The sequence below is a fragment of the Dichelobacter nodosus genome (assembly GCF_001263335.1).
Taxonomy (GTDB): domain Bacteria; phylum Pseudomonadota; class Gammaproteobacteria; order Cardiobacteriales; family Cardiobacteriaceae; genus Dichelobacter; species Dichelobacter nodosus.
This window is the reverse complement of sequence record NZ_LGVW01000028.1, coordinates 99,171-122,994: the sequence shown is the minus strand read 5'-3', so window position 1 is coordinate 122,994 and position 23,824 is coordinate 99,171. Positions and strand designations below refer to the sequence as shown.

21 protein-coding genes are annotated in these 23,824 nt (G+C 43.6%); 13 read left to right on the top strand and 8 right to left on the bottom strand.

Annotated elements, in window-relative coordinates:
- Positions 1–2 precede the first annotated feature (2 nt).
- Together AKG33_RS05060 and AKG33_RS05055 are read right to left on the bottom strand one after the other, a co-directional pair.
- Positions 3–3,143: an efflux RND transporter permease subunit gene (locus tag AKG33_RS05060; protein ID WP_050708013.1), complete on the bottom strand. Its 3,141-nt coding sequence runs from the start codon at positions 3,141–3,143 to the stop codon at positions 3–5.
- Positions 3,144–3,168: 25 nt separating this feature from the next.
- Entirely contained in the window at positions 3,169–4,482 is a 1,314-nt protein-coding gene (locus AKG33_RS05055) for an efflux RND transporter periplasmic adaptor subunit (protein ID WP_012031494.1), read from the bottom strand.
- 132 nt (positions 4,483–4,614) lie between these two features.
- Between AKG33_RS05055 and AKG33_RS05050 the strand changes: the two genes are divergently transcribed.
- The 3 genes from AKG33_RS05050 to AKG33_RS05040 all read left to right on the top strand — a co-directional run bounded on the left by AKG33_RS05050 (position 4,615) and on the right by AKG33_RS05040 (position 8,334).
- Complete coding sequence (locus tag AKG33_RS05050; protein WP_050708012.1) at positions 4,615–5,214, top strand: TetR family transcriptional regulator; 600 nt, start codon at positions 4,615–4,617, stop codon at positions 5,212–5,214.
- 28 nt (positions 5,215–5,242) lie between these two features.
- Positions 5,243–6,460 carry a hypothetical protein gene (locus AKG33_RS05045; protein WP_152907712.1) on the top strand — a complete coding sequence of 406 codons (1,218 nt, stop codon included), beginning with the start codon at positions 5,243–5,245 and terminating at the stop codon, positions 6,458–6,460.
- 110 nt (positions 6,461–6,570) lie between these two features.
- Positions 6,571–8,334 (top strand): SLC13 family permease, encoded by a 1,764-nt coding sequence (locus AKG33_RS05040; protein WP_228369807.1) that lies wholly within the window; start codon positions 6,571–6,573, stop codon positions 8,332–8,334.
- A gap of 43 nt (positions 8,335–8,377) precedes the next feature.
- Here AKG33_RS05040 and AKG33_RS05035 read toward each other — a convergent pair whose 3' ends face one another.
- The 6 genes from AKG33_RS05035 to AKG33_RS05005 form a co-directional block, all read right to left on the bottom strand.
- On the bottom strand, positions 8,378–9,919 hold the full coding sequence (locus AKG33_RS05035; protein ID WP_407635240.1) for a peptide MFS transporter: 1,542 nt from the start codon (positions 9,917–9,919) through the stop codon (positions 8,378–8,380).
- A gap of 364 nt (positions 9,920–10,283) precedes the next feature.
- Positions 10,284–10,766 carry a transcription elongation factor GreA gene (greA, locus tag AKG33_RS05025; RefSeq protein ID WP_012031488.1) on the bottom strand — a complete coding sequence of 161 codons (483 nt, stop codon included), beginning with the start codon at positions 10,764–10,766 and terminating at the stop codon, positions 10,284–10,286.
- 203 nt (positions 10,767–10,969) lie between these two features.
- Entirely contained in the window at positions 10,970–11,839 is an 870-nt protein-coding gene (pstB, locus tag AKG33_RS05020; RefSeq protein WP_012031487.1) for a phosphate ABC transporter ATP-binding protein PstB, read from the bottom strand.
- A 5-nt stretch (positions 11,840–11,844) separates the two neighbouring features.
- Positions 11,845–13,161 (bottom strand): phosphate ABC transporter permease PstA, encoded by a 1,317-nt coding sequence (gene pstA, locus AKG33_RS05015; RefSeq protein ID WP_050708010.1) that lies wholly within the window; start codon positions 13,159–13,161, stop codon positions 11,845–11,847.
- A gap of 8 nt (positions 13,162–13,169) precedes the next feature.
- Positions 13,170–14,543: a phosphate ABC transporter permease subunit PstC gene (pstC, locus tag AKG33_RS05010; protein ID WP_012031485.1), complete on the bottom strand. Its 1,374-nt coding sequence runs from the start codon at positions 14,541–14,543 to the stop codon at positions 13,170–13,172.
- Between the two features lie 119 nt (positions 14,544–14,662).
- Complete coding sequence (locus AKG33_RS05005; RefSeq protein ID WP_050708009.1) at positions 14,663–15,688, bottom strand: PstS family phosphate ABC transporter substrate-binding protein; 1,026 nt, start codon at positions 15,686–15,688, stop codon at positions 14,663–14,665.
- A 274-nt stretch (positions 15,689–15,962) separates the two neighbouring features.
- On the opposite strand from AKG33_RS05005, the gene AKG33_RS05000 reads away from it, so the two are divergent.
- The 10 genes from AKG33_RS05000 (at position 15,963) to AKG33_RS04955 (ending at position 23,796) form a co-directional block, all read left to right on the top strand.
- Complete coding sequence (locus AKG33_RS05000; RefSeq protein WP_012031483.1) at positions 15,963–16,697, top strand: YebC/PmpR family DNA-binding transcriptional regulator; 735 nt, start codon at positions 15,963–15,965, stop codon at positions 16,695–16,697.
- Position 16,698: 1 nt separating this feature from the next.
- Complete coding sequence (gene ruvC, locus AKG33_RS04995; RefSeq protein ID WP_012031482.1) at positions 16,699–17,229, top strand: crossover junction endodeoxyribonuclease RuvC; 531 nt, start codon at positions 16,699–16,701, stop codon at positions 17,227–17,229.
- A complete protein-coding gene (gene ruvA / locus AKG33_RS04990; RefSeq protein WP_012031481.1) occupies positions 17,226–17,840 on the top strand; it encodes a Holliday junction branch migration protein RuvA in 615 nt (204 codons plus the stop codon). Before ruvC ends, ruvA begins: the two co-directional genes overlap by 4 nt.
- Positions 17,837–18,853, top strand: coding sequence for a Holliday junction branch migration DNA helicase RuvB (gene ruvB / locus AKG33_RS04985; protein ID WP_012031480.1), 1,017 nt, complete (start codon positions 17,837–17,839; stop codon positions 18,851–18,853). Before ruvA ends, ruvB begins: the two co-directional genes overlap by 4 nt.
- A gap of 34 nt (positions 18,854–18,887) precedes the next feature.
- Positions 18,888–19,571 carry a MotA/TolQ/ExbB proton channel family protein gene (locus tag AKG33_RS04980; RefSeq protein ID WP_012031479.1) on the top strand — a complete coding sequence of 228 codons (684 nt, stop codon included), beginning with the start codon at positions 18,888–18,890 and terminating at the stop codon, positions 19,569–19,571.
- Positions 19,572–19,583: 12 nt separating this feature from the next.
- Positions 19,584–20,045 (top strand): ExbD/TolR family protein, encoded by a 462-nt coding sequence (locus tag AKG33_RS04975; RefSeq protein WP_012031478.1) that lies wholly within the window; start codon positions 19,584–19,586, stop codon positions 20,043–20,045.
- Positions 20,038–21,195: a TonB family protein gene (locus AKG33_RS04970; protein WP_050708008.1), complete on the top strand. Its 1,158-nt coding sequence runs from the start codon at positions 20,038–20,040 to the stop codon at positions 21,193–21,195. Before AKG33_RS04975 ends, AKG33_RS04970 begins: the two co-directional genes overlap by 8 nt.
- A 136-nt stretch (positions 21,196–21,331) precedes the next feature.
- Positions 21,332–22,606 carry a Tol-Pal system beta propeller repeat protein TolB gene (gene tolB, locus AKG33_RS04965; protein WP_012031476.1) on the top strand — a complete coding sequence of 425 codons (1,275 nt, stop codon included), beginning with the start codon at positions 21,332–21,334 and terminating at the stop codon, positions 22,604–22,606.
- A 23-nt stretch (positions 22,607–22,629) separates the two neighbouring features.
- Positions 22,630–23,214, top strand: coding sequence for a peptidoglycan-associated lipoprotein Pal (gene pal / locus AKG33_RS04960; RefSeq protein ID WP_012031475.1), 585 nt, complete (start codon positions 22,630–22,632; stop codon positions 23,212–23,214).
- Between the two features lie 24 nt (positions 23,215–23,238).
- The gene (locus AKG33_RS04955) at positions 23,239–23,796 is read left to right on the top strand and encodes a tetratricopeptide repeat protein (RefSeq protein ID WP_012031474.1); all 558 of its coding nucleotides are present in this window, start codon (positions 23,239–23,241) and stop codon (positions 23,794–23,796) included.
- Positions 23,797–23,824: the final 28 nt, after the last annotated feature.

Genomic DNA, 23,824 nt, shown 5'->3' with positions numbered 1-23,824 from the left:
AATTAACCTTGCTGATGAGTGAGTGAGGATTCGGCATCGGTATTTCGTTTTTTGCCAGAGAAAATTTTACGAATGACGACGTAATAAATGGGAACAAAAAATATTGACAAAATAGTGCCAATTAACATGCCCCATAAAACGCTGGTACCGATGGCGCGTTGGCTAGAAGAACTGGCGCCGCTGGCAAAATATAACGGCACAACACCAGCGATAAACGCCAATGAAGTCATAATGATCGGACGAAACCGTAAAGCAGCCGCCGACATCGCCGCGCGCACTTTGCTCATGCCGTCATCTTGTAATTCTTTAGCGAATTCAATGATCAAAATGGCGTTTTTAGCAGAAAGTCCCATCACGGTAATCATACCGATTTTAAAGTAAATATCGTTTTCGTAACCGCGGAAAAAGTTACCCATGGTAACGCCGAAAATACCCAACGGCACCACTAATAACACGGCAAACGGAATTGACCAGCTTTCATATAAAGCCGCCAAACACAAAAATACCGCTAAAGCTGAAAACGCATAAATATAGTATTCGGAATGTCCGGAACGGATTTCTTCCAAAGATTGTCCCGTCCACTCAACGGCGAAACCATCGGGCAATTGTGCGGCTAAACGGCTAATTTCTGCCATCGCTTCCCCCGTGGAATGACCGGGCACCGCCGCGCCTTCCACTGCCATCGCGGTATAACCGTTATAACGGGTTACTTGTTCCGAGCCTTTAATCCATTTCACGTTGGCTAAAGAAGAAATTGGCACCAATTCTCCTCTTAAATTGGCAACGGTGAGATTTAATACGTCTTCCGGCTGCATGCGTGCATTTGCTTGCGCCATGACGTAAACGCGTTGCATGCGTCCTTTATTAGGGAAATCATTGAGGTAGTTAGAACCCAACGCGTTTCCCAAAGTATGCGCAATTGAGGTTAACGGCACTTTTTGCGCAAAAGCAGCGTTACGATCAATATCGATTTGCAATTGCGTTGCGTCTTCCAAACCGCTGGGACGAACGCTGGTGAGGATTTTACTTTGGCGCGCCATGCCGATTAATTGATTGCGCGCGGCAAGCAATGCTTCGTGTCCTTGATTATTGCGGTCTTGTAAATATAACGAAAATCCGGACGAAACGCCCAAGCTGGGAATTGCCGGCGGCGTGAGTGCAAAAATAAAAGCTTCATTGATCGATTGCAACATGCCATTTAAACGGCGGGTGAAGGAAATGGAATCTTGTCCTTTTCCGCGGCGTTGCGACCAATCATTTAACGAAATAAAGCTGAACGCCATGTTTTGTCCCTGACCGCTGAAACTAAAACCGATTACCGTCGTCATACTTTTGACCAGATCTTTGTTGTTTAACACGATGTCTTCGGCTTTTTCGATCATGTGTTTGGTGCGTTCTAAAGTGGCGCCGGCGGGTAATTGATATGTTGTTATCACGGTTCCTTGGTCTTCAACCGGCAAGAAAGAAGTTGGAATGCGCGTAAAAATAAATACAGAAAGTAGTACCAGTCCGAAGAAAACCGCCATCATCGCATAACTCAAGCGAATCAATCTGCCAACGGTTTCTTGGTAAAGACGGGTAATCGTTTTAATGATGCGGTTAAAACCGGCAAAAAAGCCCGTTTTGTTCGCGTGATGACGCGCTGGTTTTAAAATCGTGGCGCATAAAGCTGGCGTTAATGATAAAGCTAAAAACGCCGAAAAACCGATGGAAGCTGCCATCACCAAAGAAAATTGGCGATAAATGGCACCGGTTGCGCCCGATAAAAATGCCATCGGAATAAATACGGAAATTAAAACCAAAGTAATGCCGATAACCGCGTTGGTGATTTGTTGCATACTTTTTTGCGCGGCTTGATAAGGCGTTAATTGTTCCGTGACGATGAGGCGCTCCACGTTTTCAACCACCACAATCGCATCGTCAACCACAATCCCAATGACCAAAACCATGGCAAACATCGTTAATACGTTGATCGATAATCCCATGGGATACATCAGCGCGAGCGCGCCTAAAAGCGAAATTGGCACCACAATCGTGGGGATAATGGTGTAGCGAATGTTTTGCAAAAACAAATACATCACAATAAACACCAATAAAATGGCTTCCGCTAAAGTATGAAGCACTTTTCCCAAGGAAATTTTGATAAATGTGGAGGTATCATAAGGAATATCCCAAGAAACGCCTTCTGGAAAATAATGCGATAACGATTCCATTTTGGTGCGGATTTCTTTGGCAGCGGCAACGGCGTTACCCGTTGAAGACAAACGCACGCCGATCCCAATGGCGGGTTTTCCATTTAAACGCGTATTAAAAGCATAAGTTTGTTTACCGAGTTCAACTACTGCCACATCTTTTAGTTGCACGGTTGCGCCATTGAAATCGTATTTGATGACGATTTTTTCAAATTCTTCCACGCTGCCGAGTAATCCTTGAATATGGATACTGGCGCTATATTGTTGCCCTAATACGTTTGGCGTATCGCCCAAAGTACCGGCGGTAATTTGTATATTTTGTGAAGCGATGGCTTGTTGTACGTCGGCAAAAGATAAGTTGTAACTTTTGAGTTTTTGCGGGTCAACCCAAATCCGCATCGCGCGTTCGGAACCAAAAATTTGCACTTCACCAACGCCGCTGACGCGTTGCAATTCGGGTTTAATGACTTGCACGGCGTAATCGGAAATTTCGCCAATATCTTGTCGTGCATTATCTTCAGCGTAAAGCGCGGTGAGCAGTAAAAAGTTATCACTGGCTTGGGAAATCATAATCCCCATATTGCGCACGGATTGCGGTAAACGTGATTCAACTTGGGAAAGTTTATTTTGTACGTTTACTTGCGCCAAATCCGCATCAATACCGGAATGGAAGGTAATCGTAATGGCGCCGTGTCCATTGGAATAGGCTTTTGATTCCATATAATCGATGCCTTCAATGGCGTTCATTTGTTCTTCGATAATCGAAATAACGGAATCTTGAATGGTTTGCGCACTGGCGCCTAAATAAGCAAAAGAAATATTAATTGTGGGCGCGGAAATGCTGGGATACTGTTCAATCGGTAACCGCGTAGCAGAAAAAAGTCCCGCAATCATAATGAAGATGGCAACAACCCAAGCAAAAATTGGGCGGTTGATAAAAAATTTAGCCATGAATATGCTCCCTTAAACGGATAAATTAGCGGGCGGTGAAATCTCGCGCGCCGATGGCAAAAAGTCCTTTTTTGCTGGGCAGATCGTGATCTGCGAGCGGTTTTTTGGCATCAGCTGCGGGCGGCGCTGATTTTTGTTGTGTGGGCGTAATCGTTTGTTGTTCTTGCCACGGACGCGGTTCAATCACCTTTGCGCCCATATTAATTTTTGAAGTGCCTTCAACGATAACTTGATCATTGTCATTTAATCCTTGCGTAACAATCCAAAAATGATCTTGTTGACCGCTGATGATAACCGGCTGCGGGCGGAACGTTTTATCAGGATTGACTAAAAAAACGATATCCGTGGCGCCGCGAATAACGGCTTGCTGCGGAATCAAATAAGCTTTATGAAACGTTGCTTGTGGTACTTCAACGCGCATATAAAGCCCTGGGAGCAAATCGTTTTCCGTATTTGCAACTTGCGCGCGCAAAGTCACTTGACCGGTACTTTCTTCAACACTTTGATCGGCAAATAATAATTGTCCCGTAGTTGGATAAGGTGTGCCGTCAGTAAAAGACAATTTAAACGCATTGCTTTGATTGCTTTCTACTTGTCCTTTTTCAATTTCTTTCTTTAATTTCAAAATTTTGCTCGCCGATTGCGTGATGTTGACATACAACGGATCGAGTTGTTGAATTTTTACCATCGGCGTCATTGACGCCGTAACATACGCGCCTTCTGTTACTTGTGAAATGCCAATCCGACCAGCGATGGGCGCATGAATTTCGGTGTAACTTAATTGAATTTCTGCCGTTTTAACCGCAGCTTTTGCAGCGGCAATATTGGCTTTTGCGGCGGCAATATTACTTTCTTGTACTTTCAAAGCGGCGAGCGCTTCATCATAAGTTTGTCGAGAAATCGCGTTGGCTTTAACCAGCGGCGTGAAACGGTCAACCGTTTGTTTTTGCATATGATAAGTAGCATTTGCTTGGGCGAGTGCGGCTTGTGCTTTTTGTAAATTCGCTTGAGCCGTATTTAAAGCAGCATCATAAATACCGCTATCCAATCGATAAAGCACTTGTCCGGCGCGTACCAAACCGCCTTCCTCAAATAAACGCGTTAACACAATGCCGCTGACCCGCGGCACGATAATCGCCTCGCGCGAAGCTTCCAAACGCGCGGGGAGATTTTCGGTGACGGTTACGGTTTGTGCTTTCGCTGTTAATACGTCAACCACTGCCGGCGGCATTTGCGGCGGGCGTTTGGTTTGTTTTTCGGCATCTGCTTTCGATTGATTGCAGCCATTGAGCCATAATGCGGATAGGAGTACCACAAAAAGCGGTAATTTAGCGTTCATAAATCCTCTGACAATAAAGCGTTGAAAGATAAAGTTCCCTGATTAAAACGGGGGAAAACCATTGCGGCATTATATACATTCTAGAATGTATGTTAAAATTTTTCGCTGGTTGAACTGGGGTGAAAATCACAGATGCGGCGAACAAAAGCAGATGCAGAAAAAACAAAAGTAATGATTTTAAACAGCGCTTTAATTTTGTTTGATGAACAAGGGGTTACGGCAACCACTTTGGGCGCAATTGCCGAAAAAGCCGGCGTGACGCGCGGCGCCATTTATTGGCATTTTGACGATAAGATCGATATTTTTACCGCGCTGGGCGAGCGTTATATGACCTTATTCATTAATAAAATGCAGCAAGCATTAAGCGGTCATAATACGTGGTTGGCGCTCGGTGATGCTTTTGAAGATTTATTTACTTGCGACGATGAACAAATTCGTTTTATTCGCATCGTGATTACGCAACAAGAGCAAGATCCCATCGATACTTTGTCCAGACATTATCACGACACTTGGAAAGCGTTGATTAATCGCGCTATCGATCAAGCCATTGCCCGCGGAGAATTGTCGGAGCATACCGATCGGTTGCGGGCATTTGTTCATTTATTGGTGGCGATGCGCGGCGTGGTAACGATTTTAGCTAAAGAACACGATCAACAATTGCATCAAGCAATGCAGCGTTATGCCGGCGATGTGATCCGCAGCAGTTTAGAAGGTATTCGCTTGCATGGTTAAACGATTTCACCGCCGATTTTTAAAAATTATGCGCGGTTTATGCTTTTTCCTGATGGGCGCCGTGGGTATCGCTGGGGCGCTTTCTTTTTTTATTGCGCAACAATTTAACTCGTTTTCTTCCGGACAAACGGCAGCGATGAGTTGGCACGTGCGCGCTTTTCAGCGCGGTATTTTGCAATCGCGCGCGCAAATCGATGTTACTATCCCCGCGTTATCAATCGATACGACGTTGACGCTCGATCTCATTCATGCGCCGTTTTTAAAATCTCAATTTAATTGGCTTGTTGCGCGCCTTTATAACGCTGATCATTCCATCGAACAAACAATTACCTTGCATCTTTTGGGCGAAATTTGCGGTCGCGGTCGCATAACGACTCCTGACGCGGGCGTTTTATTGGCGCAGTGGCGTAGTCATCTTCTTCATTTTCCGCAAAAATTAACGGCTTCTGCACTGTTGCCGGCGATGCAATGGCAAAATGGTGATTATGATTTCAGCATCAATGAAACCGTGATCACGCTGGAAAAAGATGATCAATCTTTGCGCGTAACAACGCCGCACGTGGCAGGAAAAGGGCGCGCTGGCGATCATCAGGTTTTAGATTTTGTGTTTAAGAACGGCGAGGGTGTTTTGTTTCAAAAAGCGCCGTGGCTGGTTTCCGCACAATTGACGGCGCAACGCGTTTTATTAACGCTGCCCGATGTGTCGCCGCAAACGATTGAGGGGTTTAATGGTCAAATTTCTTTTTCTTCCGGAACCGCCGATGATTATCGGCTGCAGCTTTATTTGAACGCTCAACCGTCCGCGGTGCCAATTGACGCGCAATTTCATTTATATCCCGTGCAATTAGCGCCGATTCAACGGTTTTTCTCACAATTTACTGTGGTGGCAACGGCGGACATGTTGCCATCAGAAAAAATAGAAAAATTGCAAACTATTCTGCGTAATACTTTGTTTTCTTTAATTTTATCTCAAGATTTGCAAGCCGATATCGCGCTTAAAATGGGCGAACAATGTGCCATTGATGGGCATATTCAAGAGCAAATTCGCCATGTTATGGATTTGTGGTTGAGCCAAAAAAATTGGCGCGCTTTTTCGGGAAGTTTTTTCACAATGCGTTGTGCGCAATTGCCGCAATGGTTTGCCGAACAGCCGTTTTGGCACCGTTTTTTGAGCGCACAACCGCAGTATTTTTCCATTGAAAACGGCGAAATTGTTCGAAAAATGTATTTGCCAGCAGAAAAATAATGCACTATTTTTTCATAAAATCGTGTCAAAATAGCGCGCTTTAAATGCAAACGGTGCAATAAAAATAGCCAACTTTTATTGACCGTGGTTTTGTTTTTCTGACGGAGAACATGATGGAATTTTGGATTTCTTTTGAAAAATGGTTTGTTTTAATCAGCATCGCGCTACTTTTGGGCTTGTTGATTATGAATATTGTGCCAGCGGCTTTGGCTTTTTTCATTTTGGCATCTGTTTTTTTGATTTTTAATATCGTCAGTGTTCCCGAATTTTTATCAACGTTTTCTAATTCTGCGTTAATCACTTTGGTTTTATTATTATTGTGTTCATTGGCAGTGGAAAAATCTGTTTTTATTCAATATCTTTCCAGAAAAATTATTTCGGATAATGAAAAAATCAGTTTTTTTCGATTGACGTTTATCACTTCCATTTTATCGGCTTTTATTAATAACACGGCGGTTGTGGCTTCTTTTTTGGGCGTGGTTTCGCGGCAAACTACAATCGCGCCGTCGCGGCTTTTAATTCCTTTGTCGTATGCTTCTATTTTCGGCGGCATTACTACGCTGATTGGTACGTCTACCAACTTGGTGGTGAATTCTTTTGTGACGAAAGCAGGATTACCGCCGTTAGGAATGTTTACTTTTACCGGCGTGGGCATGTTGGTGGCGGGATTATCGCTCGCGGCTTTGTATTTTAAGCGTAACAGTTTGCCGTATAATCCGCCGCAAAGTACTGATGAATCAGATAATTATTTTTTAACGGTGCGCGTGGAAGCCGAATCCGATTTAATCGGCAAAACGGTGCGCAGCAGTAAATTAGGCGAACTCGACGGTTTATATTTATTAGAAATCGTCCGCGCCGATCGTTTAATTTCGCCAGTGAGCCGACGGGAAGTAATTTTGGCAGGCGATCAAATCGTTTTTACCGGTTCCGTGGAAAATGTGCATTTATTGCAACCTTTTCAAAATATTACGTTGTTGGGCGGCGATAGTGCTAGTCAATTATTAAAATCAAATTTGGTAGAAGTCATCATTTCTAATGAATCTGAATTGTTGTATACCACTTTAGAAGCGGTGAATTTTAATGAACGTTTTAGTGCCAGCGTGGTCGGTATTCGCCGCGGTAATAAACGTTTAACGGGTTATTTGAACCGCATTCCACTGCGCACGGGCGATGCGTTATTATTGGCGGTCAGCGATAACTTTTTTCATCTGCGCTCTAATGAAACAAACTTTCATCTGCTCGATAAACCGCATCAAAACAGTCAACGCATTTTGTCGGTAAAAAAAAGTGTTTTTGTAACGCTGGCATTTTTACTGGTGATTATTTTGTCGGCATTTGAATTAGTGCCGCTGTTTAAAGGTTTGATTGTGTTATTGGGGGCATTGTTGGCAGGCGATTGTTTGCGTTTGTCGGATTTGCGCTGGCGGTTTCCGTTTGATTTGATTTTTGTGATTGGCTCGGCTTTGGTGTTGTCAATAGGACTGGAAAATAGCGGGGCGGCAGCGATGATTGGGCAGGCGATGATGCGCATTTTGCCAGAAAATAATGCTTATTTGTCTTTTGTGGTAATTTTTTTGATGACGGTGATGATGACCGAAATTATTACGAATAACGCGGCGGCGGCGTTAAGTATGCCTCTTGCTTTGCAAACTGCTGAGAGTTTACAGGTGAGTTATTTGCCGTTTGTAGTGGGGATATGTTTTGCGGCAAGTGCTTGTTTTATGATTCCTTTTGGTTATCAAACTCATTTAATGGTTTATACGCCGGGGCGTTATACCGTAAAAAATTATTTGCGCACGGGCTGGGCGGTGAGTTTAGCTTATATGCTTGCTGCGTTGGTTTTGATTCCAATTTTTTTCCCATTTCATTCTTAAAAAAATATCCTGATATGAAATCAGGATATTTTGAGATGAGGTTTTAATTTTCTTGAGTGTCGGATTTTGCAGGTTCTGATGTTTTTTCTTCAATTCCTGCAGATTTCGTGTTTTGATCTGCCAATTCTGGGTGTTCTGCTTCCCAGCGGTCAGCGGCGTGCAAAATCTTTTTAGTGAGAATTGATGAAGCAAAAGCAATCACCGTGAAAATAACCGCCCAAATGGTTAAGGTTAAATAATAACTACCATAACGCGCGATCACTAATTCTCGAGTCAATACTTCCCCTTTTTCCAGCGCAACGTTGGTGGAGAATACGGCGCCAATAATGCCGCTTAACGCAATTGAAATCATAAATAAACTAACGGCAAATGCTGAAATATTTTTGGGTGCTACTGACAAAATATAAGCAACAACCAAACTGGCAATAATCACTTCACCAAATGCTTGGAAAAAATGTACCACTAAAAATACTTCTGGACGGAGAACCAATTTATCGCCAATGGTGTAAATACAGAATGTAAAGAATCCGAAGGCGATTGATGTGCCGACAAATGCTAAACCGACTTTAGTTGCTGTTGATAAGAAGATTTTTTTTGATTCTAATTTACCAAAAAGAAGGGCGATCATTGGTCCGACGACAATACACCACGCTGAATTCATCACAGACGATCCTTCCGGACGAATGGGAATAAATCCTAATAAATCACCGCGCATGGTATTAATAGCAACGATGTTCATCGAAGTACTCATTTGTCCGTAATACACGAAGAAAGCGATGGTTAAAAAGATCATGAATAAAACGGTAAGCAAACGCAATTTAACGGCGTGATTAGACTTCATCATCAAATAAATAAAGTAGGCAATTGCTCCAAAGCTGATGGCATAGACGAGGTAAACCCCTGTATCTAAATCATTGAACATATAAAAGACAATGAGGATCATGGCTAAGCTGATCCAGCCAAATTTTTGCCAATTTTTCTTGGAAACCGTTTCCCGATCGATGGGTAAAGCGGTTGAACGTAAGGGTTTACGAATGATAAACAGCGATAAAACGCTCAAGCCACACAATGCCGCTGCTAAAGAAAAGTTTCCTTTATAACCAATTAATAACACTAAAAACGGAAAGCAATATTCACCTAAAAAAGACCCAACGTTGTTGATGGAGTAGTTGATGGGATAGCCTTTTTCAAAATCCTCAGGATTACTAAAAGTTGTTTTAAAAAGAGTTGGATAGTTCGGTGACATCAATCCGCGTCCGTAACATACGAGGGCGATGCCTAACAAGCTCAAAGAAACGGTGTTATTAACTGCGCTTAACAACAGCAAAAGATAACCGGTTGTAAAACAAACGTAACCAACGGTTAATGCACGAAATGATCCGAGTATTTTATCGCCGACCACGCCACCGGCAATGGCAAATAAAGTACCCACCGATGTAAATGCGCCGACAACCATCATTGTGCTGGCTTCATTGTAGTGTAATTCTTCCAAGAAAAACGGCATTAAAACGATAGCAACACCATAAAATGATAATCCATAGCTCATTTGACAAAACATCATTGTCAAATTTTTCTTATTAAATATGCTCCACATAAATATTTTCCTTTATCAAAATACTGATAGAAAGTTTTTTAAATTGATAAAAAATTATTTTAACAATATGATTTTTATAATTTTTGGGGGAGGTTAACCCTATAAAACCGATACCACCGCATTGATTTTGAACGGTTATCGCCGTTAATCCGTTTAACAGCAATATATCCGATTGATTTTACGATATCGAAAAAATCAATATCATCATCTTTTTGATAGAACTCAAAATAATTCCCTATTTTTTAGGAAAGTAGATGAGATTCTAAACCAACTTTAATAAAAAAGGGTTTTTTTCTTAAAAATTACGGAAAATAAAAAAGCCTGCTTGCGGCAGGCTTATCAAAAGTTTAAAAAATTATTCAATATAGTGAACGGCGATGATTTCCAAAGATTTTTGTCCACCGGGAACGTTAACGTCCACAATATCGCCTTCTTCTTTGCCAAACAAAGCGCGCGCAATCGGCGAACTATTGGAAATCATACCTTTTTTAATATCGGCCTCATCTTCGCCGACAATTTTATATTTCATGATTTCACCGCTGTTGGCATCTTCTAATTCGATAGTTGTGCCAAAAACTACTCTGCCATCTTGCGGAAGACGCGTCACATCAATGATATTGACGTTGCTCAATTTAAATTCGATTTCTTGGATACGACCTTCAATAAATCCTTGTTGCTCGCGCGCGGCGTGATACTCTGCGTTTTCTTTTAAATCACCATGTTCACGCGCTTCAGCAATCGCTTGAATAACGGCGGGACGGTCTTTTGATTTTAATTTTTCCAGCTCTGCTTGCAATGCTTCCGCGCCGGCTTTGGTCATGGGTATTTTTTGATTCATTCATGATTCCTTAAAAAATAAAATAGCGCCACGAATGGCAAAACAAATCATGGCAAGGAAATGCTTGCCATATTAGCCAAAAGATGAGGGTACATTTTATGGTTTTATTTTCCGAAATGGCGTTGATATTTCAGAATAAAAGAAGAAAGTCTTGTGCGCACAAGACTTTCGAGAATCGCCATTATAACGTATTTAAACGCGGCTTAGCCAAAACGACCAGTGATATAGTCTTCCGTTAAGCGGTGCTGCGGATTTTGGAAAATTTGATCAGTATCGCCAATTTCAACTAATTTTCCCAAATGAAAATACGCGGTACGTTGCGAAACGCGCGCGGCTTGTTGCATAGAATGCGTAACGATGGCAATGCAATAGTTTTCGCGCAATTCATCGATTAATTCTTCGATTTTGCCCGTTGCAATGGGATCGAGCGCCGAACATGGTTCGTCCATCAAAATTACTGACGGTTTAACGGCAATCGCGCGCGCAATGCATAAACGCTGCTGTTGTCCACCAGAAAGTCCCGTTCCAGATTTATCAAGACGATCTTTGACTTCATTCCAAATGCCAGATTTTCTTAAAGCCGTTTCAACGAGTTCATCTAATTCTGCTTTAGAATGCGTCAATCCGTGAATGCGCGGACCGTACGCCACATTATCGTAAACGGATTTAGGAAAGGGATTGGGACGTTGAAAAACCATGCCCACGCGCCGGCGCAAATTGACCACGTCTAATTTCGGGTCATACATATTGCAGCCGTCTAAAGAAATGGTGCCTTCCACGCGGCAGCCGTCAATCGTATCATTCATGCGGTTTAAACAGCGTAAAAAGGTAGATTTTCCGCAGCCTGAAGGTCCGATCATGGCTAAAACTTCATTACTGCCAATATCTAAATTGACATCAAAAATTGCCTGTTTATCACCATAAAAAACGTTGACATCGCGCGCGGTAATTTTGGGCGTATCGACAAAAGGCTGCCCCACTGTTTTTAATATAGAAAATTGAATTTCTTGAGGTTTTTTATTCACAACAGTTTCCTGATTTGAAAAATTTGTTTGACGAGTTTCAACGAACATAGTTTTCACCATTTGCGTTCAAATTTCTTACGTAAAATAACGGCTAACGCGTTCATTGCTATCAAAAAGAACAACAAAATAATAATGGCGAAAGAAGTGCGAGCAATAAAAGCGCGTTCCGGTAAATCAGACCATAAATAAATTTGTACGGGCATTACGGCAGCCGGATCGAGAATGCCGTTGGGCACATCGGAAATAAAAGCAACCATGCCAATCATCAAAAGCGGCGCGGTTTCTCCCAATGCTTGCGCCATGCCGATGATGGTTCCCGTTAACATTCCCGGCATTGCCAGCGGCAAAACGTGGTGAAAAGTAACTTGCATTTTCGATGCGCCCAATCCTAACGCGGCGGCGCGAATAGAAGGTGGAACGGCTTTCAGCGCGGCTCGTGAAGAAATAATAATGGTTGGTAACGTCATTAAGGTTAAAACCAGTCCGCCGACTAAAGGCGTTGACCGCGGCAGACCAAAAAAGTTAATAAAAACGGCTAATCCTAATAACCCGAAAATAATGGAAGGCACTGCCGCAAGATTATTGATATTGGCTTCTAAAAAATCCGTAAAACGGTTTTTGGGTGCGAATTCTTCCAAATAAATGGCAGCGAGCACGGCGATGGGAAACGACAAAGCCAAAGTAACGAGCAACGTATAAGCCGAACCAATAATTGCTCCGCGTACGCCCGCATCTTGAGGACTGCGTGAATCGGTGTGCGTGAAAATCGTGGTATTAAAACTGGTTCTTAGTAAACCTTGTTCGTGTAAACGTTGTGCCCATTTCACGGTTTGATCATCAACGGCGCGATTGGCTTCATCAATGCTGCTGTCAACGTATCCTTGATGGGCGCTGTCTATGCCGCCGCTTGCCGCTAACCAAAGCGTTTCTTGTTTACCAATCAAATCCGGATTCGCCCGCAGACGATTCATCAATTGATATTGCGCAGAACTGCTCAACAATTTTTGGCGCAATTGATTGGGATTTTCGCCTTGATAACCGGAAAGTTTCGCTAAAGCGCGTTCAATCAGTAAATTGTAATTGACTTTAAATAGCGCTTGCTCAACGGCATGTTCATCATTTTTATCAATATTTTTTAAATTGATAACATCAGTATCATAATTAACCGTCAGCTGGATTTCGGTTTGCGAAAAAGCAGGAGCGGCATCGTGCACAATGCTGATGATAAAAACGATTAAAAAAACCAAAGAAATCGTCAGCGAACAAATGCCCAATAAACGAAAGCGCCGCTCGGAGCGGTGACGTTTTTTTAAATGCTGTTCGGCGAAATGGGTTTCGGTTAAAAGAGAGGTATTTTTTTCTTCAGACATGATGCTTCCTAATCGTATTGTTCACGATATTTTTTCACGATGTGTAACGCGAAAAGATTCAAGGCAAAAGTGATCACAAATAAAGTGAGTCCGAGCGCAAACGCGGAAAGCGTTTTTTCCGAATCAAATTCCGTATCGCCCGTTAACAAAGTAACGATTTGCACGGTAACTGTGGTTACAGCTTCCAGCGGATTAAAGGTTAAATTTGCCGATTGTCCTGCTGCCATCACCACGATCATGGTTTCGCCAATCGCGCGCGAGGCGGCTAATAAAACTGCCGAAATAATGCCGGGTAACGCTGCCGGTAAAATAACTTTTTTAATGGTTTCCGATTTTGTGGCGCCTAAACCCAAAGAACCTTCGCGCAAACTTTGCGGTACGGCATTGATGACGTCGTCTGATAACGAGGAAATGAAGGGAATAATCATGATGCCCATCACCACGCCCGCAGCCAAAGCGCTTTCAGAAGAAACGCTTAAACCCATTTGTTCACCAATACGCCGAATAAAAGGCGCAACCGTCAACGCGGCAAAAAATCCGTATACCACGGTGGGGATACCTGCCAGCAGTTCTAGCATGGGTTTTGCCCAAGTGCGCACTTTGCTGTTGGCGTATTCAGAAAGGTAAATGGCAGAAAATAAACCGATGGGAACGGCAACCAATAACGCAATGATAGAAATTAACAAGGTTCCGAGTAATAGCGGAATTAAACCAAAAGAACCCGATGCACCGACTTGACCTTCGCGCAGGGCAATTTGTGGCGACCAATGCGTATTGAAAAAGAATTCTGTCCACGGAACTTTATTAAAAAAGCGCAGTGATTCCAAAAGCACGGAAAATAAAATGCCAAATGTTGTTAAAACAGCAATGCCGGCGCAAAAAATCATCAAAAAACGTAAATATTTTTCAACGTAATTGCGGGCGCGAAAATGCGGTTTGATGCGAAAAATGGCAATAAGACCCGTGGTAAAAAGAAGCAGCGTGACTAAAATGCTTCTTATGGTGAGCAGATTATTGCGTACGGCTAAATAGCCACTAGCAATGGGTTTCATTTTTTCCGGTAAAGTCGTGGTTAAGCCGTTGGTATAGTTTAAAACGGCGTTTGAAACCAGCGCGGTCATTTGCGGCGGATAATGTTCCTCTGCAACCAACACTTGGATTTTTTGACTCAAAATGGAAAGTGAAACCGGCGTCCACAATAGTAAAAATGCGAGCGCTGGTAAAAATACCCATAAAAAAACATAACCGCCGTGATAATACGGCAGTGAATGCATGTCAACGCGCTGGTGACGATAACGAGCAGCGATACGATATGCCCAAATATAAAATCCTATTCCAACGATTAAAGAAAGGAGAAATAGTTGTGATGTCGTAAGAGACATAATCATTCCTTAACAAAACTAAAATAGGTGTAAAAAGGTGCTTTGCGTAAAACGCTAATAGGGGAGCAATCCTTGCTCCCCTATTAATTATTATCTAAAACAAATAGATGCGGCAACCATCACAAGCTGTCAGCTTGAGCTTTAGCTTTTGCTAATTCGTCGCCAGAAAGTGGAATCAATCCGTTGTTTTTCAGATAACCATCTTGACCACTTGCTTCTTCAGATAAGAATGTTTGCACGAATTCTTTAATGCCAGGAATCACGCCAATGTGCATGTTTTTCACATAGATAAATAAAGGACGTGATAATGGATATTCGCCAGAAGCGATGTTATCAAAATTGGGTTGTTTACCGGCAATTGTTACTGCTTGGGCAATTGTTACTGCTTGGACTTTATCTGTATTTTCTTCTAAGAAACTGTAGCCGAAAATACCGACGGCAGCAGGGTTAGCGGTTAATTTATTGACAATTAAGTTGTCATTTTCGCCGGCTTCAATGTAAGCACCATCTTCACGAACGCCTTGGCAAGCTGCGGTTTTTTCTTCTTTTGATAACGCTTTGATTACTTCAAAATTTTTGCAACCGTTATCCAATGCCATTTCAGCAAATGCATCGCGGGTACCAGAAGTTGGAGGCGGTCCTAAAACTTCGATTTTGCTATCGGGCAAACTTTTATCGATGTCAGACCATTTTTTATAAGGGTTATCAACTAAAGATTTGCCATCTTTGCTGGGCACTTTTTTAGCCAAAGCTAAATAAATTTGTTCAGTGGTTAAACTCATTGGGGCAGCAGTTTTACTACTTGCCATAACGATGCCATCGTAACCGATTTTAAATTCGGTAAATTCTGCACCTTTTTCTTTACAATCTTTAACTTCGCTGTCTTTGATGGGACGAGAAGCGTTGGCAATATCGGCATGTTCTGGACCAACACCAGCGCAGAACAATTTAAAGCCACCGCCTGTGCCGGTAGATTCGATTTTCGGGGTTTTAAAGTTTGAAGTTTTTCCAAAATGTTCGGCAACTAAAGTCGAAAATGGATATACCGTCGATGAACCCACAATACTGATGTGATCGCGGCTACTTTGAGCAGCTACACTGCCGGTAGCAGCAACAATCATTGCGGCGAGAAGGTATTTTTGCATGAAGGTTTACTCCACTGGTTGTTGAATTTGGCGGTCAATCTATCAGTGAATTGTTTCCAATTTATGTCAGAACTTATTTTTATAAAGAGAAAAAATTATGTCGATTTATTTTATTATTCATCACGCCAAAATCATGCAAATTAATAACGGCGCGTTTTTCTAGCAAAGCTTTGCGGGCAGCGCGCTGCGGGCTTTGCATTGGGAAAAGCGGATTTTATAACGCAGTCTGATAAAATAGTGCCCCTTTTTTTGATAAGCAAGGTTTAGAAAAATTATGGCGGGTCATAGTAAATGGGCAAACATTAAACACAAAAAAGCCAAAGAAGATGCCAAACGCGGCAAAATTTTTACGCGTTTAATTCGTGAATTAACCGTTGCCGCGCGCCACGGCGGTTCTGATATTAACGCGAATCCGCGCCTGCGTTTAGCCGTTAGCAAAGCGCAAGCAGAAAATATGACAAAAGAAACCATGGAACGCGCAATTAAACGCGGCGCTGGTGAACTTGACGGCGTGCAAATGGAAGAAGTGCGTTTTGAAGGATACGGCCCTAGCGGCGTGGCAATTATTGTTGATTGTTTAACCGATAATAATAATCGCACGGTGGGCGAAGTGCGCCATGCATTTAGTAAATGCGGCGGTAATTTAGGCACTTCAGGATCAGTTGCTTTCCAATTTAAAGAACAAGGCGTTTTATTCTTTGAAAACGTTGACGATGAAGACGCTTTAATGGAAGCCGCATTAAATGCGGGCGCAGAAGATATTGAATTTGATGATAAAAGTGCCGAAATTTTAACCGCACCAGAAGAATATGCCAACGTTTATGAAGCGTTAGTTCAAGCGGGATTTACTGCTGACGAAAGCGAAGTAACATTGCGCGCGGAAAATTTATCCGCGGTTTCTTTGGAAGACGCCGAACAAGTAGCGCGTTTATTAGAAATGTTAGAAGAATTAGACGACGTGCAAAGCGTTGTAAGTAATGCGGATTTCCCAGAGGAATTCGAAGGCTAAAATGGCGATTTGTCGCATTTTAGGCATCGATCCGGGATCGCGCATTACGGGCTACGGCATTATTGATGTGCGTGGAACAGCGATCGATTATGTCGATTCGGGCTGCATTCGTTTGGCAACGCAATTAATGCCGCAAAGATTGATGACGATTCATCAAGGTATTTTCGAGTTGGTGCAACAATATCACCCACAACAATTTGCAATCGAGGCAATTTTTGTGCACAAAAACCCCAATTCTGCTTTGAAATTAGGACAAGCGCGCGGCGTTGCCATTTGTGCGGCGGTGCTTTCGGGATTATCGATAAATGAATATGCGGCAAAAAGCATTAAGCAGGCGGTTGTAGGCAAAGGCGGCGCCGATAAAATTCAGGTGCAACATATGGTTAAAATTTTACTTAATCGTCAGGGCGCCATTCAAAGCGATGCTGCCGATGCGTTAGCCGTTGCGATTACACATGCGCATCATCTGCAAACTTTGGCATGCCAGCGCCCGCGGCAAACTGATTATTGGGTCAACGGAAACGCGTCATGATCGGTTGGCTTCAGGGGCGCGTTTTATACAAACAAAACGATCAATTATTGATTAACGTTTGTGGTGTAGGTTATGAATTAACCGTACCGCAATCGGTGATGGCGTCTGCGCAAGTGGGCGAAGAATTAACGGTTTTTGTGCACCACGTTCAGCGAGAAGACGGTCAATTTCTCTATGGTTTTTCTTCTTTTTTGCAACGCCAACTATTCCGCGAATTAATTCGCGTGAGCGGTATTGGTCCGAAATTATCCATTGTGATTTTGTCGGGATTGACGCCAGAAGCTTTGATTGCCGCGGTGCGCGCGCAAGAAAGCGCGCCTTTTTTGCGTTTATCGGGCATCGGTAAAAAAACGGCAGAGCGCTTGTTAATCGAATTGCACGATCGCGTGGAAAAAAACGATTTATTTTTATGCGATGAAAGCGAATCGTCGCGCGCGCCCATAGCGCTTTCTGCTTCAGAAGAAGCCATTCAAGCGCTGATTGCTTTAGAACTCGCGCCGGCGGAAGCGGAATTGTGGGTTAAAAAAGCGCAAAAAACGCTCGCTGAAGATGCCGATAGTGCCGCGTTAATTAAAACGGCGTTTGCATTACGTTTACAGGGGGCAAAATGATTGAATCGGATCGTTTAGTCAGCGGAAAAGCGCGTTCAGAAGAACAAGTTATTGAGCGCGCCGTGCGCCCAAAGCGTTTAACCGATTACGTCGGGCAAGAATCGTTAAAAGCGCAATTAAGCATTTTTATTGAAGCCGCATTAAAACGACAAGAAGCGCTCGATCACGTTTTATTATTTGGTCCTCCCGGTTTGGGAAAAACTACGCTTGCCGCAATTATCGCGTTTGAATTAGGCGTGGGTTTGCGGCAAACGTCCGGCCCTATTTTGGATAAAGCTGGCGATTTAGCCGCGTTATTAACGAATTTGGAGCCGCACGATGTGTTATTTATTGATGAAATTCATCGATTGTCGCCGGCGGTAGAAGAAGTGCTTTATCCCGCGATGGAAGATTATCAAATCGATATTATGATCGGCGAAGGTCCTGCCGCGCGTTCGATTAAATTGGATTTACCGCCGTTTACTTTGATCGGCGCTACAACGCGTTCTGGATTATTAACGGCGCCTTTGCGCGATCGCTTTGGAATTAGTCATCATTTGCAGTATTACCATCATGATGAATTGACGCAAATCGTGATGCGGTCGGCGAAATTATTTGAGGTAGCAATTGATAAAGAGGGCGCCGAAGAAATTGGGCGGCGGTCACGCGGTACGCCGAGAATTGCTAATCGATTATTGCGCCGTGTGCGCGATTATGCGCAAGTGCGCGGCGATGGAATGATTACCAAAGCGCTGGCTGATGAAGCTTTAGAATTGTTGGCGGTGGATCATTTGGGTTTTGATGCTTTAGATAGACGTATGTTGCTGTGTTTGGTGGAATATTTTGGCGGCGGTCCAACAGGAATTGATACTTTAGCCGTGAGCGTGGGCGAGGAGCGCGGCACGTTAGAAGATGTGGTTGAGCCTTATCTCATTCAACAAGGATTTATTCAACGTACCCCACGCGGCAGAGTGGCAACCGAATTGGCTTATCAGTATTTGAACATAGAAGTTCCTGACGGCAGGAATAGTTAGGCATAAAATCGAGCGTTTTTTAAGGAGAATTTCTTTGCATACAGAACTTTCAGTTGGGCATTTAATTTTTAATGCGAGCGTGATCGTACAAGCAATTATGCTGATTTTATTTATTATGTTGACGATTACGATCAAAATTTCTGTTAATCGTTGGGTACATTTCAAGCGGATTGAATATAAAACCAAGCAGTTCAATCAAACTTTTTGGGATCACGCAACCGATTTACAAATGTTGTATGAATATTATAAAAACCGCAGCAGCGAAGGCATCGAGCGCATTTTTATGAAAGGTTTTGATGAATTTATTCATTCGCACGCCAGCGGTATCACCAACCCAGATGTGATTGTGCAAAATTGCCGCCGTGCCATCGAAGCCGAAATTATGTTGATAGGCGATGAACACGAAAAAAATTTGAGCGTTTTGGCAACTTTTGCTTCATCGGCGCCGTATATCGGTTTATTGGGAACGGTTTACGGCATTATGACTTCTTTCATCGCTTTAGGCGGCGTGCAACAATCCAGTATTGCCAGCGTCGCGCCGGGAATTGCCGAAGCGTTAATTGCTACAGCAATTGGATTGTGCGCCGCGATTCCGTCTGTATTGTCTTATAACTTTTTTATTGCTAAATCAGAGCGTTTACAAATGGAATACGAAGCTTTTATTGAAAAGTTTTCGAATTTACTCCATCGGCAATTGACTTCTTTTTACCGAAAATAAGGCGGGGCGGAAATGAAAAGACGTCATGGCAGACGCATGAAAGCGGAAATGAATGTGGTTCCGTATATTGACGTGATGCTGGTTTTGGTGGTGATTTTTATGATTGCGGCGCCGTTGATTCAACAATCGGTGGAAGTTGATTTACCGAAAACGGGCGATGTGGCGCCGGCGGTTTCGGAAAGCGATGAAACGGATTTAACTTTGCCGTTAGTGTTAACGGTTGATAAAACGGGGCAGCTTTTTCTCAATGTGGCATCGTTACCAACGCAAGCGTTGAATCGTGAAGAAGTTGTTTTTGAAAGTCGTCAATATTTGCAAGAACACCCGCAAATTGATGTTTATGTGCGCGGCGATGCGGCGGTTAATTATGAACGGGTGATGGCTGGTTTGCAGTTGTTAAAAGAAGCCGGCGCGGAAAAAGTAAATCTCTCCATTGAAGCGCGAGAGGAATCGGCTGGAGTAGAACATGATTGAGCGCTTGAGTAAGCGTTGGGAAGATATTTTTTCGATAGTTGCCGTGGGGATTTTTTACGCGGTTTTAGGCGTGGGGATTTTTTTAAATTATCAGTGGGCAAAATCCCAAAATGCCACGTTTGTTGCGCCGCGCGCAGGGCAACCAATGGCGCAGTCTATCGAAACCACGGCGGTTTCCAGTCACGTTTTAGAACAACGTTTGGAAGCAATCGCCGCTAAAAAAGAAGCAATTGAGCAGGCGCGTTTGGCAAAAATTCGTGCGGAAGAGGAAGAAAAAAGATTAGCCGCGGAACGCGAACGTTTAGCAAAGGAAAAAGCGGAACAGGAACGGCGCGCGCGCTTGGAAGCGGAACGTTTAGCGAAAGAACGGGCAGAGCAAGAAGAAAAAGCAGCAGCGGAACAAGCAGCAAAAGAAAAGGCAGAAAAAGCGGCGGCAGAAAAAGAGAAAGCAGCAAAAGCAGCGGCAGCGAAAAAGAAGGCGGAGAAAGCGGCAGCAGCGAAAGAGAAAGCAGCAAAAGCAGCGGCAGCGAAAAAGAAGGCGGAGAAAGCGGCAGCAGCGAAAGAGAAAGCAGCAAAAGCAGCGGCAGCGAAAAAGAAGGCGGAGAAAGCGGCAGCAGCGAAAGAGAAAGCAGCAAAAGCAGCGGCAGCAAAAGAAAAAGCGGCAAAAGCGGCGACAGCGAAAAAGAAAGCGGCAGCAGCGAAAGAGAAAGCAGCAAAAGCGGCGGCAGCGAAAGAAAAAGCAGCAAAAGCAAAAGCGGCACGAGAAGCGCGTGAATTAGAAGCTAAATTAGCAGCGTTGGGTGCGCCGGAAGGATTGGGAAACGGTCTTGCGAGTTTTGATGAACAGGCTTTTGCCGCGGCAAAAAGTGAAGCCGTTGAATTGTTTGGCGATGCCGTTAAAGCAAGAATGAAACGTTTTTGGCAATTGCCGCCCAATATTCCCACTAATTTGAGCGCGCAATTACTCTTGAGGATTGATCAACACGGCAAAGTTGTGCACGTTGAAGTCAATCGCAGCAGCGGTTATCCCTTATTTGATACCGCGGCGATGTCGGCAGCTAAAGCGGCATCTCCTTTGCCTTTGCCGAATTTTGATGACTTAACCGCGGAGTTGGTGCGTGATGGAGTTTTAATTAATTTTAGTCCTTAATGATTTGCTATAATTTTTCGGTTTTTGAAGATTCACTAGTTTGGTGAAAATTGATTTGAAAGGAAAAATTCCTTTTATTGACGGTAAAGCCACATGTGATATGTGGCAATCAACATAACGCAAAGGCGAGGTATTTATGAAAGAAACGGTTCGTGCATTGATGCTGACGTGTTGTTTATCAGCGATTTCTGTGTGTGCACAAGTCGTTGTCGATGTCAGCGGCGCTATGCGGGCAGCGCAACCGATTGCAGTATTGCCCATTCAAGGCGATCCCGGGGTAAAAATGGAATTTATTATTGCCAGCGATTTACATAAAACGGGTTTATTTCAACCGGTTGCTCCTGAACAAATTCGCAATCGTCCGAATTCTCCTGCTGAAATCGATTATGCGGAATTTTCTGGATTAGGTGCGAGTTATGTTGCGCTGGGGCGTACTTTAGACGCAAACGGGAGTTCGGCGCAGTTCGTTTTAACGCAAGTTGCGAATAAAAAAGTGATTTTTAATGAACAAGTTTCATCAGTTGACGCGCGCGCCACGGCGCATTTGGCAGCGGATTTAATTTTGCAGCGCTTAACGGGCGTTCAAGGGGCTTTTTCAAGCAAAGTGGCTTATGTTTTAGAGCAAGCTAATGCAAAAGGGCGTTTGTATTCATTGATTATTTCTGATTTTGATGGCGCTAATCGGCAAGTGGTTTATTCCAGCGCGATGCCGATTGTTTCGCCGTCGTGGTCTCGCGATGGTCGGCAAATCGCTTTTATGACTTATGCCCGTAATCATGCGCAATTGGTCATTCAAGACGTTGCCAGCGGTAGTCGGAGAGTGGTGGCAGAATTTGAGGGAACAGCCAGTTCACCGTCGTGGTCGCCGGAAGGTCGGCAGTTGGCAATTTCGCGCGCAGACGAACAAGGCAATATGGATATTTATTTGCTCGATTTAGCCAGTGGCGCGCAACAACGGATTACTAATCACGCGGCAATTGATACGGAACCCGAATTTTCACCAGATGGTCGTTTTATTTACTTTACTTCTGACCGCGCTGGTAATCCGCAAATTTATCGCATGGATCGCAGCGGCGGCAATGTTAACCGCGCGGTGGTCGGCGGTAATTATAGTACGAGTAGCGAGCTTTCTCCGGACGGGCAATCAATGGTTTTAACGCGCCAAAGCGGTGGCGGATACCAAATTGGTTTATATCAATTGGGTAGCGGTAGTTTTCAAGCGTTGACTAATGGGCGTTTGGACGAGGGCGCCACTTTTTCTCCTAATGGTCAAATGATTATGTATACCGCAACAGAAGGCGGTCGGACGGTCATTAAAATGATTAACCTAAAAGGTGGGGTGACACAAACGTTATCTGATCCTTCCGGACGTTTGCGTGATCCAGCGTGGGGACCAAGTTTGGTTCGTTAATGATGATAAGTTGAGAGAATTCTATGAAATATAAAGGATTGGTTGGCGTTTTAGTTATTTTTGTTTTGTGTTTATCAGGCTGTTCCAAGCCTTATAACATGGCGCAAACCGAAACGGGGGAAAATGCGTACGGAAGTACTGATGCTACTTATAGTAGTGCAGGTTATGATTCTCCTTATGGAACAGGTGGTTATGGTAATCATAATGCTCGCGCCAGTGTCGGCGATTTTTATCAAGATCCGAGTTACGGCGTTAACGTGGTTGGTGGCCCGACTTCTGAAGCTAAAGATCGCGTGATTTATTTTTCTTACGATAGCGCACAATTGGATTCGCGTTCGATTGCCGTAATTACGGAACATGCGCGTTATTTACGTGATCACCCTGATACCCGAGTTGTTTTGGAAGGGCATACTGATGAACGCGGTTCCCGCGAATATAACATTGGTTTGGGAGAGCGCCGCGCTTATTCCGTAAAACGCATTTTTGAACAACAAGGCGTTGCACAAACGCAAATGCGGGTATTGAGTTACGGCGAAGAACGTCCGGCTTTATGGTGTTCTAATGAAAGTTGTTATGCGCGTAATCGGCGTGTGGTGATTATTTATTAGGAAGCCTGTTAACAGGGATAGTTTATGAAAAAAATGGTTATTTTTGCTGCTTTGTTGAGCGGCTGTATGCAAAATCAGCAATTATCTGAAAATGCGGTGACTATTCAAACGCTTAAAAATCAAATTGTTGACTTGAAAAATGAAAATAAGGCGTTGAAAGAAAAAATTGAAGAGGGACGCATTCCTTCTGGCGTGGTTGCGGTGCGTACGGCGCGCGGTGTTGATGCTGAAGTTGCCGCGGGAACAGTCGTTGATTCCAATGCCGCGCGTGGTTATGAAGATGCCTTGAATTTGTATCGTGCGGGCGATGTTGAGGCGGCGGTGAAAGCATTTCGTGCTTATTTAGATGGCGGCGCGCGCGATGAAAAAGCCGTGATGGCGCAATATTGGTTGGGCGATGCTTATTATTCACAGCGGAATTTTAAAGAAGCGGTGCGTTATTTGGGCACTTTTTTGAAAAATAAACCGCAGAGTGAAAAAACGGCGCCGGCATTAAAGAAACTGATTTATGCTTTGCGCGCTGTGGGGCGAGAAAGTGAAGCAAACATTTTGGAAAAAGAAGGCGCAAAAGCGATCCAATAAATGTTGCAAACACGTTTTAAAAAGCTGG